The organism is Candidatus Arthromitus sp. SFB-rat-Yit, assembly GCF_000283555.1.
Taxonomy (GTDB): Bacteria; Bacillota; Clostridia; order Clostridiales; family Clostridiaceae; genus Dwaynesavagella.
In genome coordinates this window covers 1,344,474-1,358,404 of sequence record NC_016012.1, presented here as the reverse complement: position 1 = coordinate 1,358,404, position 13,931 = coordinate 1,344,474, and the positions used below count along the sequence as shown (strand labels likewise).

The window sequence follows — 13,931 nt, the reverse complement described above, 5'->3', positions numbered from 1 at the left end:
CTTTTCTTATTTTTAGTATATGCTTTTGTATATTTCGTGTAGTTCTTCAACAAGGGGGTATCTTGGATTTGCTCCAGTACATTGATCATCAAATGCTTTAAGAGCAAGTAATTCTATTTTACTCATATATTCATCTTTATCAATATTGCATTCGGAAATTCTTGTTGGCATTTCAAGTTCATTCATCAATTTTTTGATAGCTTCAATTAAGCTATTAACACCTTCTTCTGTAGTAGAAGCTTTAAGTCCTAAAGATCTTGCAATTTCTGCATATTTCTTATCTGCAATAAACTTTTCATATTTAGGGAATGATGGGAGTTTTGTTGGTGTTTCAGAGTTAAATTTAATTACATAAGGTAAAAGTATTGCGTTTGCACGACCATGAGGTATATGGAACTCCCCTCCTAATTTGTGAGCAAGTGAATGATTTATTCCTAAAAATGCATTTGTAAATGCCATTCCAGCCATAGAAGATGCATTGTGCATTTTTTCACGAGCAACTTTATCATTATTTCCATTTTTGAATGCTCTTGGTAAGTATTCAAATACTAAATGTATAGATTTAAGAGCTAATGCATCTGTATAATCTGATGCAAGTATTGAAACGTATGCTTCAATTGCGTGAGTTAAAACATCAAGTCCAGTATCTGCTGTTACAGCTTTTGGTAAGCTCATAACAAATTGAGGATCTATTATAGCTATATTAGGAGTTAATTCATAATCAGCTAGAGGATATTTAATATTTTTAACTTTATCACTAATTACTGAGAATGATGTAACTTCTGATCCTGTTCCAGATGTTGTAGGTATTGCTACTAATTGACATTTAGTACCAAGTTTAGGGAACTTGTAAATTCTCTTTCTGATATCAACAAATTTTAATTTTATATCATTGAAGTCTATTTCTGGATGTTCATAGAATAACCACATGGATTTAGCAGCATCTATTGCAGATCCTCCACCCAAAGCAATTATACAATCAGGTTTAAATCTGTTCATAGCTTTAACACCATTAAATACAGTTTCAACAGATGGATCCGGTTCAACGTCAGAGAAAATTTCAACGCTTATTTTATTTATTCTGTTATTCAAATGATTTAAAACTATGTTTGTATATCCAAGATTAACCATTCCAGGGTCAGTGATTATCATTACTTTAGATATATCAGGCATTTTTTCTAAATACGAAGTAGAACCCCATTCGAAGAATATTTTCTTAGGTACCTTAAACCATTGCATATTATTTTTTCTCCTTGCGACTCTCTTTAAATTGATTAAATTCTCACAGGTAACGTTAGAAATTATTGAGTTTTTGCCGTAAGAACCACATCCAAGTGTTAAAGATGCTCTATTTGAATTATATAAATCACCTATAGCTCCTTGAGTTGATGGTGCATTTACAACTATTCTTCCAGCTTTAACTTTTTCTGAGAATTTTCTGATAACATCTTCACTTGATGAATGAACAGCTGCAGAGTGTCCAAGACCTCCAAATTCTACCATTTGAGCAGCTTTTTCTATTCCTTCATCAGAGTTTTTAACAATAATGTATGAAAGTATAGGACTTAATTTTTCACGTGATAGAGGTGAATTAGCTCCTATAGATTCTATTTTTGTAATTAATATTTTTGTTTTTTCAGGAACCTCAAACCCTGCTTCTTTAGCTATTTGGGTAGCAGGCTTTCCAACTATATCAGCATTTAATACACAAGAATTCTTTTCTTCAGGAAATGCATATTTTTCAACTTTTTTGGTTTCATCTGGAGAGCATATATGGCAATTTAAATTTTTCATCAATTTTTCAAATTCTTTTGAAATTTCCTCATCTACTATAGCAGCTTGTTCAGATGCACAAATCATACCATTATCAAAAGTTTTAGATATTATTATATCTGATACAGCTCTTTGAAGGTTACAGCTTTTTTCAAGGTAAGCAGGAACGTTTCCAGGTCCAACCCCTAAAGCGGGTTTTCCACAGCTATATGCAGATTTAACCATTCCAGATCCACCCGTTGCTAAAATAAGAGATATTTCAGGGTGATTCATAAGTAAGTTAGTAGCTTCAATAGATGGTTCCTCTATCCACTGAATACAGTGTTCTGGAGCTCCAGCGGATACAGCTGCATCATAAACTATTTTGGCAGCCTCAGAGCTACATTTTTGTGCAGATGGATGGAATGCAAACACTATTGGATTTCTTGTTTTAATTGATATTATAGCTTTAAACATAGCAGTAGATGTTGGGTTTGTGACAGGAGTAACTCCAGCAATAACACCAACAGGTTCAGCAACATTAAAATAGTCTTTGTTAGGATCATCATTTATAATACCAACAGTTTTAATATGTTTAATATCATGATGTATATATTCAGTAGCAAAAAGGTTTTTAATAACTTTATCTTCAAAAACTCCACGTTTAGTTTCTTCAACAGCTAATTTTGATAATTCTATATTTTTACTTGCACCAGCGATGCACATAGAAGATACAATTTTATCTATTTGTTCTTGATTTAATTCTAAAAGTTTCTTTTCAGCTTTTTTAGCATTATCTAGTAGGGAGTTAATAACTGAATTTATATTTGAAATTTCTTTCTCTAGTATTTGATTTTTTGATTTCATGTATATTAATAACCTCCAATTTAATTAATTAAGTAATACGTAGTAGCACTAAATTAATAGCGATAATTACTTAATTATATTACTGTTCTTAATAAAAAAAAATTATACTTGTTATTTAAATAACCTAAATTGTTATTTAAATAACAAGTATATTATATCATTAATATCAAAAAAACATCAATAGTTAATTCATATATTAATGTTAAAAAGTGAATATATAATAAAAAATTGGTAATAATAGAATATATTTCAAGAAATTGCAATGTAATTAATACTCTTTAACTAGAAAAGGAGATATACTATGGTAAATGATTTGTTATCGAATAAAGACATTTTATATGAGAGTATTTATAAGAAAAAAGTTAATTTACTAAGTGAGTTCAAGACGAAAAATAAGATATTTTTAAATAATGTAAAATATATTGATTTTGTAAAATCTTTAGGATGTAATATAAGTGAAGCTTCTATGTGGTTAACGGATAATTTTTTATATATAAATAATTGGAGTATTAACTTATTAGAGAGTGGGTACTTCAAAAAAATTAAATTTAATTGCATTAAATCAAATAATTCATATGTTCCTAGGATATATTTATTTTGTGATAATTTTTGTAATAATTTAAAAAATATTATAGAAGAAGATAAATTTTTTTCAGAATTAAATTTGTATGAGAGTAAATGTAGATTAGATTTAGAAGAATTGAATAGCGTATCATTTTTTTTAAATTATGTATTTCTAGAGAGAATATATGGTTTGGTAGATGAGATAAGAAAGATTGAAGAGGACTGTTATAAAGGATATAAATTATTTAACAATATAATTAAATATATAAAAAATGAAAAATATAATTTGATATCAAATAAATTATCATATTTATTGAAAAATAAAGTTTCCTTATATACAGTAGATTATTTTATAAAACTTGTTGAAGAAAATAGAATTGATAACAATATAATAAATAAATTTTTGAGTGACTTATTGAATAACGAAAAATTGACTTATGATAAATTTGTGGAAAAAAATTCAGATAATTTAAAAGAAATTAGAATTAAAATAAGCATGTACATACAATCATTGAAAAATTTGTTTAATTTTAATTGGAAATTTCATTTAGAGAATGTTAGTTCTGTACATAACGAATTTATGAAAGATCCATCAGGAGTATATCCTAATATGGATTACGAGAGTAGAAATCATTATAGAAGTACTCTAAATAGGATTTGTAAAATAAATAAATTAAATGAATATGAAGAAGCGGTAAATATTGTAAAGCTAAGTTTAAATGGAAATACGGGTTATTCAAGACATATTGGATATTATTTAATTGATGAAGGGGTATATAGATTTAAAAATATTAAAAGGAAACATATAAGCACTAAAATAAATTATTTTTTATGTATTATATCTTTAATAATATTTAGTGAAGCATTTATATTGTATAGCTTGAATTATGTATTTGAAAATAAATATTTATTGATTACATTTAGTTTTTTTGTTTTATTGATAATAAGTGATATATGGATAAATTTTATAAATTATATATTTTTAGAAAAAACAGATAGAAAATTTGTACCTAAGATGGATTACTCTAAAGAAATACCTGATAGTTCGAAAACGATGATTGTTATTCCATCCTTATTAATTAGTCAACAAGAGGTAGAATCTCTTGTAAAGAATTTAGAATTAGCGTATATATGTAACAGAAATGATAACTTATATTTTGCATTGTTATTAGATTATACTGATACAATTTCATATGATAAATCTGAAGATAGCATACTTTTAGAGCATGTTAATAAGTTAGTTGAGGATTTAAATAATAAATATAAATTTAATACTAAAAAGTTTTATGTTTTTATAAGGGATAAGGTTTACAATAAAAGTAGTAAGGTTTATATGGGATGGGAACGTAAGCGTGGCAAAATTATGGAATTTATAAAGTTTCTTAAAGGTAAGGAAAGTAATTATAAAATTAATATTTTAGATTATGAAGAATTAAAGAATATAAGGTACATAATTTCAATTGATTCTGATACTAAAATTATTAGGGATTCAGCTTTTAAATTAATTGGAGCAATAGATCATGTTTTAAATAAAGCTGTTGTTAAAAATATAAATAATAAAAATAAAGTTGTACGAGGATATGGAATAATTCAACCTAAGGTATCGATATCATTTAAAAGTTCTTTAAATACTATTTACTCAAAGCTATTTTGTGGCAATACAGAAACGCCGTCATATAATTTAACAATTTCTAATATATATCATGATATTTTTTCCGAGAGTATATTTATTGGTAAGGGAATTATAGATATAGATGTATTTGATAAAATAATGTGGGATGTTATACCAGAAGATAGAATATTAAGTCATGATTTAATAGAAGGGTGTTTTTCAAGAGTTTCTTTTAGCTCTGACATTGAATTTCAAGAATGTTTTCCATCAAATATATTATCAAATTTCATGAGATTACATAGATGGAATCGGGGAGATTTACAATTAATACCTTATTTGATAAATGGGCGCGGTATTAATTTTATTTCTAAATATAAAATATTAGATAATTTAAGAAGAAGTTTACTACCTATAAGCTATTTAATTCTTATTATTGGATTGTTATTTATAGGAGTCAGATATAGGGATATATATTACGGAGTGTTAGCTTTGGGTATTATATTTCCATTTATTTTAAATATATCATCTATTAATTTAAATAAAGTATCTAAAGATAGATTGATATTTAGTATTAATGAATTAAAGGATAGATTGATACAGAGTTTTGTAATGTTTTCATTTATACCGTATCATGCATATATAACTTTTGATGCTATAGTTAGAGTTTTTGTAAGACTTGTGTTTACGAAGAAGAATTTATTAGAATGGAAAACATTTAGTGAAGTTGAAAAAGAGTCTAGTAATTTATTGATAAATTATTTAATATCTATGTTCCCAGGATTAATATTTGGGGGTTTATTTTTGACATTAAGTATTTATTATAAATTACATGAGATGATTTTATTATCGGTTATGTTTATTTTATCACCATTTATAGCGTATGGATTATCTCAAAAATATAGAGTAGTAAGGGCACGTGTAGATTCTAAACAAAATATATTTTTAAGATCATTATCAAGGAGTATATTTGCTTACTTTGAAGATTTTGTTAATGATAGCACAAATTATTTAGTTTGTGACAATTATCAAGAAGATCCTTTTATTGGTATAGCTAAAAAAACATCTCCAACTAATATAGGTATGAGTTTAACTTCTTTTATATCAGGGAGGGACTTTGGATTTATAACATTCATTGACATGGTAGAAAAATTAAAACATATTTTGGATTCGATAGATATGCTACCAACTCATAGAGGTCATTTATATAATTGGTATGATATAGAAAATAACACATCAATTTGCAATAGATATATTTCAACAGTTGATAGTGGTAATTTGCTTGCGAGTTATTATTTAGCTAGGCAATCACTTCAGGATATGATGAATAAACCTATTATACATAGTGATTTAATAAAAACTTTTGAAGAACTTGCCTATTTATCAAGTAGTTCAAGTAAAGATCATTTATATAAAGAGATTATATCATATGGATTTATGTGTACAGATTATATTAGTTATATTGAATTTTTGAAAGGTATATTGAATGAATCAAATAAAAATATAACTAATTTGAGTCAAAGTGGTGAAGATGTATATTGGCATATAAAAATAAATGAAACCTCAAATAGTTTCTTAAATGAAATTCTTGGACTGACTTGTAATATCAATGAAATAGATAATTTTAAGGCAAATAAATTTGGTCAATTATTTATAGATGTTAATTTAAATGAATTGGAAAAAAGGATTCTAGAATATAAGACAAATTATAATAATTCTTCTGTTAGAAATGAATTAGTAGATATAAAGATTTCAGGTATATTATATAATATAAGGAAATTGATAGATAATGTATATTCTCTGATACACAGATTGTCTGATAAAATTAATTTAATGGATTTTAAATTTTTATATAAGGAAGGTAAGAATTTATTATCTATAGGATATGATTGTGAGAATGATAAGTTAGATGAAAATTGTTATGATTTATTGGCATCAGAAGTTAGAATTGCAAGTTTTTTAGGAATTGCTAAAGGGGATCTTCCAATTGAGCATTGGTTTAAATTAGGTAGGAATGGAATTGAACAAAATGGAATTAAGACCTTATTATCTTGGACTGGGACTATGTTTGAATATTTAATGCCAATGCTATATATGAAGCAATATCCTGGAACAATGTTTTTTGATACATATAGAGGATGTGTGTTATCCCAGATTAAATATGCTAATTTAAATAAAATACCTTTTGGTATATCAGAGTCATGTTTTTATGAATTAGATAGTGAATTGAATTATCAATATAGAGCATTTGGTGTTCCAGATTTATCGATTAAAAAAGATTTTGATAATTTAGTTGTTAGCCCATATTCGAGTATAATGAGTCTAATGGTTGATTATATAGGATCGAGTAAAAATTTAAATTATTTGTGTAAATTAGGAGCACTTGGTAGATATGGATTCTATGAAGCTATAGATTTCACTAAATCGAGAATGAAAAATGGTGATAGATATGCTATTGTAAAAAATTATATGGCACATCATCAAGGAATGAGTTTAATGGCACTCTCAAATATTTTAATAAATGATGTATTTCAAGATAGATTTGAAGAGATTATGGATGTTAAGAGTGTAGAAGAATTGTTAACTGAGAGTAGTTTAAATATATGTGTTAAAAAATATAAAGAAGAATTTAATTTTATAAATAGTATAGATTCATTGGAAAATGATTTTATTCCAAGAGTAGTTAAATATAGAAAGAATAACTTATATGATATGCAAATTTATTCAAATAGAGATTATTCTATATGCATGAGTAGCAGTGGTGGAGGTTATTTAAAGTATAAAGATAAATATATTTCAAAGTTAAGTAAAGACTTTACTAATGAGAATTCATGGGGAAGTATTTATATAAAAGATTTAGATAATAATGAGTTGTTTAGCAATACATATTTACCTTGTAAAAATGATAATTTAGATTATATATGTGAATTTGATTTTAATAAAATTAAATTCACATGTAAGAATAAATCAATAAATGTTACGAGCGAAATTAGTGTATCTAAGGATGAAAATATAGAAGTAAGAAAAATAATATTAAAAAATTTAACATCTCAGAGAAAAAATATAGAAATAACCAGTTATTTTGAAAGCGATATTATAAACTCTAGTATAGATTATATTAATAATAAAAATATATGTATATGTGGTAATGAAAAAGGCAATTTATTTATGGGTCATAGTATATATGCGGGTGGCGATATTTTAGATAGAATAGAGTTTGAAGGTAGAAAAGAAAGTTTTATAGGTAGAAATGGAACAATTCAATATCCCATTTCTATGAATGTAGGGTCATCTTATGGGAACTATATTTCAAATGGTAGTGATTCTATTATGAGCCTAAGAGCTAAAATAGAATTGGAGCCATATGATCATTTGAGTGTATATTTTTTAAATTCGATTAATGAGAGTAAGGAAGAGTTATATAATACTATTGAGAAATATAAGAACATGGGTATTATAAATGGATTATTAAAGAGTAATGGATATAATTTAAAATCGATGATATCTAATTTGAATATAACATTAATAGAGTTATCTTTATTTAATTATATGACATCATCTATGATATATGGAGTTAATAATGATGATAGAATTATTAATAATCGATTTAATATTAATGATTTAATTTCGCATAATGTAAATCCTAATATACCGATTTTATCTATAGAGATTAATTCATTCAAGGATTTAAATAATTTAGAAATTTTAATTAAAGCTTTTTCATATTTTTCAATAAATAGGTTAGATGTTAATTTGATAATTTTAAATAGTTATATAAGCTATGATAAAAATATAGACAATGAAATAGATAAGATTATATTGAGATATGATTTAAAAAATAAAATGAATGTAGATAATGGCATATATATCATTTTATCGAGTTTATACAAAAATGCATGTGATATCGTAAAGAGTATTTCTAATTTACATATAGTTCCCGGTGGAGATAGTGTATATGATCAGATAGGATTTAAGATTAAAGATTTTCGAGAAAATTTAAAAGAAGATAAGAGCAATAGATTAATTGAAATAGATAATGATCGAAGTGACGCATCATATAGTTATATACCAATACCGTATAATAAGTATTTATTTGAAATATCAGATGAGATTACTAATTATGATAATATTATAAAGTATGATATAGCTAAGAATGATCTTAAATTCTATAATTCATATGGAGGATTTGATTTAAATAATTTCGAATATATACTTAAATTAAATGATACAAATATAACTCCAAATTATTATAGGAATATTTTAAGTAATAAGCATATTTTTACCATTATATCATCTAAAGGATTTGTTAATACTTGGGCTTTTGAGTGTAAGGAATTTTTAATTACAGAGGAATTAGGTAAGGATAATTATAATTATAAAGGTGAGTGTATTTACATAAAAGATGGTAATGTAGTATGGTCTCCAACATTAAATCCTATTAGTAATGGTGAAGATTATATAATTTATAATTCGTTCAATTATACAAAAATACGAAATAAATATAATGATTTACAAACAGAAGTTAAGTATTTTATACCTGATAATAAGAAGTATAAGATAATACGAATTAATTTTAAAAATTTATCTTCACGTGATAAGTCGTTAAGTGTGTGTTATTTTGCACCATTGTTATTATCTTCTAATAATGATTATTCTAAAAATCTATATACATATATAGATTTTGATTTGAAGTATATTTATGGTCAGAATAGTTTATCTAGATATTTTAGTAATATAAAGAGTTATTTAAAATTATTTGGTTGTGATAATGTATCTTTTACTGGAAGTAAAAGAGAGTTTTTAGGTATTAATAAAGGATACTTTAATCCTGTGGGAATGTATAAAGATAAACTGAGTAATTTATCGGGAATATTTTTAGAGTCATGTTTATGTATTTCAGGAGATTTAAAACTAAAAGCTAATGAGGAAAAAAATGTATATGCAATTTTAGGTTATGATGATAATATTGAAAATATAAATTATGAGATTAATGAGTTTATAAAAAATCCTACTTTATTTGATGATATGAATGATGAAAATGAAAAATTATTTAAAAATCAATGTAAAATATTTAAAATTAATACTCAAGATGCATTTATAGATATTCTTATTAATGGATGGGTTCTACATCAAAATGATAATGAAAAGTTTTTATTAAATAGTTCAAATAAAGGGGAATTAAATTCATGTGTTGATTTGATGGAAAAATGTTTAATTTATAATTATTTAGATCCCCAAAAAAGTAAAAAGAATATAATTAAGGTTTTTTCAAATATGTATGAAGATGGTAGATTTAGGGATAAATGGAGTTATTTAAGTAAAGAGTATGAAATAAATTCAAATCCATATGATTTATTAAGTTTGGTTTATTTAGTTAGTGATTACATAAAAGTAACTAGAGATATTGAATTATTGAAGATGGATATAAAATTTGTAAATAGTATTGAAAATAAAAATTTAGAAATTAAATCTTCAACCATATATGATAAATGTTTGAAAGTTATAAATAGGTATACTGAATTTAGGACTTTAATAGGAAAAGATATTACTGAAACTAGTGTATTATTTATGCTTTATAAAACGTTAGATGCTTTTTTTGATGTTGCTATGTGTATGCATGATGAAAATGTTAAGAGTGTAATTATTAGAAGCAAAGAAGATTTATTAGAATTCCTTAGCAACAAATGTTTTAATGGAGAGTTTTATATAAACAAATTAAATGTTAATGAAAATAAAAAAATATGTAATGATATACATTTGTTGCCTCAGGTATTGTCTTTAGGAATTGTTCATGAAACTGTTAATAAGGTAATAGGTTCAATTGAAAAATATTTAGTTAATGATGAGTTAGGATTTATAAGAGAGTATTTTGATAAAACAACAAATATTGTAAGAGAGTTCGATAGCATTCAAAATAATAAAACATTATTGTTATTTATAAGAGAATTATTTAAGCTTAACTTGAATGATAGGGCGTATAAGTATATGAGTTTTTTAAATCCTATATTAAGAACAATAAGTAGAAATGATGTGAATTCATATAAATCTGAACCATATTTTATTCCATATAAATTATTATTTAGGGGTAATAATTTATTTAAGGTAATTAATGAGGATTTTAACTATATTTCTTCGATATTTTATAGAGTAGTTATTGAAGATATCTTGGGTATAAATTTAAGGGAGAATGGATTTTATATAAAACCTCATATTCCTTCTTCTTGGGATGATTATAGGGTAGAATGTAATTTATTTAATGAAAATTTTGAAATTATTGTGAAAAAAGGTCATAACAAATGTTTGAAAATAGATGGAGAAAATTATGAAGATGATTTTATAATAATTAAAAATATGAAAACAATAGATTTAACAATATAACATATTTTATAAAGACTTTTGTACATTTATATTTATAGATGTGTAAAAGTCTTTTTTATTTATATAAACTATGATATAATCAATATAATACTTTGGAAGTAAGAGGAAGTTAATATGAATCTATTTAATGAATTAGAGAAGCGAGGTTTTATTAAGCAGGCTACGCACTTAGAGGAGATAAGAAATCTTATAAATAATGAAAAAATAATTTTTTATATAGGATATGATCCGACAGCGGATAGTTTAACTGTAGGTCATTTTGTAACACTTATGTTTATGTCCCATATGCAGAAGCATGGTCATAAACCTATCGTACTTGTAGGTGGTGGGACTGTTGTGGTTGGAGATCCTACAGGTAAAACGGATATGAGAAAAATGTTATCTAATGAAACTATAAATGATAACTTAAGTAAAATAAAAGATCAAATGAAGAAGTTTGTAGATTTTTCGAATGATAATGCTATTATGCTTAATAATGCTGATTGGATTTTAAAGCTTAATTATATTAATTTCCTTAGGGAAATTGGAACTAAGTTCTCTGTAAATAATATGCTTAGAGCTGAATGTTTTAAGCAAAGGCTTGAGAAAGGATTAAGCTTTATAGAGTTTAATTATATGATTATGCAGGCATATGATTTTCTATATTTAAATCAAGAATATAATTGCATAATGCAACTTGGTGGGGATGACCAGTGGTCAAATATGATAGCTGGTATGGATTTAATCAAGAAAACTAGAGGAGTACAGGTATATGCTTTAACGTGTAATTTGCTTCTTACAAGTAATGGTAAGAAAATGGGTAAAACTGAAAATGGGGCTATATGGCTTGATAAGGAAAAAACATCTGTGTATGATTTCTATCAATATTGGAGAAATATTGGAGATGATGATGTGGAAAAGACATTAAAAATGTTGACATTTTTGCCATTAGATGAGATAGAAGATTTGTGTAAAGTTGAGGACGCTGAGATAAATAAGGCTAAGGAAGTATTGGCATTTGAGGTTACTAAAATAATACATGGTGAAGAAGAGGCAATTAAGTGTAAAGAGGCATCAAAAGCTTTATTTTCAGGAAATGGAAATTTAGAAGGTGCTCCAAATTATGATGTTAAAATTCAGGAAAATGGAGATTTGTTTTTGGATATTTTAGTTGGTCTTAAAATATTGCCATCAAAATCTGAAGGAAGAAGACTTATATCTCAAGGTGGGGTTTCTATATATGATGAGAAAATAACTGATCCAAATTTATTATTAGAGAAAAAACATTTTAAAGATGGAAAAGTTATTTTGAAGAGAGGTAAGAAAAATTTCTACATATTAAATTTGATAAATTAAAAAGGCTAGTTTTATACTAGCCTTTTTAATATGGTAAATCATCATCTGAGAAATCGTAAAAATCATTTTCTTTATTATTTTCAAACTCACTATATTCTATATTATTTTCAAATTTATTGTGGTTATTTTCAACTAAATCAAACATATCTTCTACATCCCAAAGATCTCTAGGATCCATTTATAATCACTTCCTTCCTATTTAGTCTTAGAAGAAAGCAATTAAATTATTCAACTTATTTTAAAGTTTTTAAAAGAAAGCTGAAAATTGCATTTGCGGAACTGTATTTTGAAACTTTAGCTGGTACACCTAGGTAATGTATAACTTTTATTTCAAGTTTTTGAGCGTATGAAAAATCAACACCTCCAGGGTTAGACGAAAGGTCTAATATTAGTGTATCTTTATTTATGATATCTAAAATTTCTTTGTTTATAATTAAATGAGGTATGGTATTTATTATTATGTTATATTGTGGGGCGTGATCTTTAAAATATTTAAGTTCATGAGAATTTATATTGTCTATTTTTGTGTAGGTTAAATTAATAGATGGATTATTGTATACTGTTAATTTGTTGCATAAAGAATACATTCTTCTAGATAGAGCTTTTCCTATGCGACCATATCCTAATATGCATACATTTGATTCAAATAAGCTCTTATAACTCTCGTGTATTAATTTTTCTATTGATCCTTCAGCTGTTATTATAGCGTTAATTAATGTGAAATTTTCATCTTCTAATATGTTTTTAAAATTTAAATTTTCATTTACGAAGAATTCTTCGTTTTTTTTGTTAAATCCTCCAATTATTGTTCCTTTAAAATGTTTTAATTTCTCTAGTGTATATGAAGATTTAATTTCTTTATCATAAAATGGGGCATTTAATTTTGATTCACGTTCAAATGGTATTGGGAGGATAATTATATCGAAATCATTTAAATTTTCAACATCTTTTTCATTTTCATTTAGAAATGATGAATGAACATTAAAATTATTTTTTTTTAGGATATCCTTCAATGCAATGGATCTTTCATCTCCACCAATAATTAATAAGTTCATTAATTATATTCTCCTTTTAAAATATATTTTATTTTGTATATAATGTATGTTTTGTGTATTTTTAGAGTGATAGGATAGATTATTATTTAAAAAATTTTTAATATAAAAAAATAAAAATGTGCTTTATATGAAAAGCACATTTATTCTTCTTCGGTGTAATCAAATTCCATTGAAGCTATATTATTAACAACTATTGGATCTGTTTTAGGATTAGGAATGTTAGTGTGATTAACCTTATTATAATTTTTAATTGCTTTGTCTGTTTTATCAGATATACGTATTTTAGGACCGTATTTTTTATCCATAAAAAACAACTCCTCTTAAAATTTAATAAGGTTAGTATTAACAAGTTATTAAGAAAATATTAATAT

The 13,931-nt window shown here is 25.1% G+C and carries 6 protein-coding genes; 2 read left to right on the top strand and 4 right to left on the bottom strand.

Annotated elements, in window-relative coordinates; translation table 11 throughout:
• Positions 1-12 precede the first annotated feature (12 nt).
• Positions 13-2,619, bottom strand: a complete 2,607-nt coding sequence (gene adhE, locus RATSFB_RS06240) for a bifunctional acetaldehyde-CoA/alcohol dehydrogenase (RefSeq protein WP_014095192.1) — start codon at positions 2,617-2,619, stop codon at positions 13-15.
• A gap of 301 nt (positions 2,620-2,920) precedes the next feature.
• On the opposite strand from adhE, the gene RATSFB_RS06235 reads away from it, so the two are divergent.
• Together RATSFB_RS06235 and tyrS are read left to right on the top strand one after the other, a co-directional pair.
• Positions 2,921-11,170 carry a glucoamylase family protein gene (locus tag RATSFB_RS06235; protein ID WP_014095191.1) on the top strand — a complete coding sequence of 2,750 codons (8,250 nt, stop codon included), beginning with the start codon at positions 2,921-2,923 and terminating at the stop codon, positions 11,168-11,170.
• Between the two features lie 114 nt (positions 11,171-11,284).
• Positions 11,285-12,505 carry a tyrosine--tRNA ligase gene (gene tyrS, locus RATSFB_RS06230; protein WP_014095190.1) on the top strand — a complete coding sequence of 407 codons (1,221 nt, stop codon included), beginning with the start codon at positions 11,285-11,287 and terminating at the stop codon, positions 12,503-12,505.
• A gap of 25 nt (positions 12,506-12,530) precedes the next feature.
• Here tyrS and RATSFB_RS07410 read toward each other — a convergent pair whose 3' ends face one another.
• The 3 genes from RATSFB_RS07410 to RATSFB_RS07405 all read right to left on the bottom strand — a co-directional run bounded on the left by RATSFB_RS07410 (position 12,531) and on the right by RATSFB_RS07405 (position 13,865).
• Positions 12,531-12,683 carry a hypothetical protein gene (locus RATSFB_RS07410; protein WP_173362859.1) on the bottom strand — a complete coding sequence of 51 codons (153 nt, stop codon included), beginning with the start codon at positions 12,681-12,683 and terminating at the stop codon, positions 12,531-12,533.
• Between the two features lie 55 nt (positions 12,684-12,738).
• Positions 12,739-13,560 carry a dipicolinate synthase subunit DpsA gene (locus RATSFB_RS06225; RefSeq protein ID WP_014095189.1) on the bottom strand — a complete coding sequence of 274 codons (822 nt, stop codon included), beginning with the start codon at positions 13,558-13,560 and terminating at the stop codon, positions 12,739-12,741.
• Between the two features lie 140 nt (positions 13,561-13,700).
• Complete coding sequence (locus RATSFB_RS07405; protein WP_014095188.1) at positions 13,701-13,865, bottom strand: hypothetical protein; 165 nt, start codon at positions 13,863-13,865, stop codon at positions 13,701-13,703.
• Positions 13,866-13,931 lie beyond the last annotated feature (66 nt).

Coding starts and splice junctions, on each gene's coding strand:
- adhE (WP_014095192.1), bottom strand. CDS start 2,619: ATGAAATCAAAAAATCAAATACTAGAGAAAGAAATTTCAAATATAAAT.
- RATSFB_RS07410 (WP_173362859.1), bottom strand. CDS start 12,683: ATGGATCCTAGAGATCTTTGGGATGTAGAAGATATGTTTGATTTAGTT.
- RATSFB_RS07405 (WP_014095188.1), bottom strand. CDS start 13,865: ATGGATAAAAAATACGGTCCTAAAATACGTATATCTGATAAAACAGAC.
- RATSFB_RS06235 (WP_014095191.1), top strand. CDS start 2,921: ATGGTAAATGATTTGTTATCGAATAAAGACATTTTATATGAGAGTATT.
- tyrS (WP_014095190.1), top strand. CDS start 11,285: ATGAATCTATTTAATGAATTAGAGAAGCGAGGTTTTATTAAGCAGGCT.
- RATSFB_RS06225 (WP_014095189.1), bottom strand. CDS start 13,560: ATGAACTTATTAATTATTGGTGGAGATGAAAGATCCATTGCATTGAAG.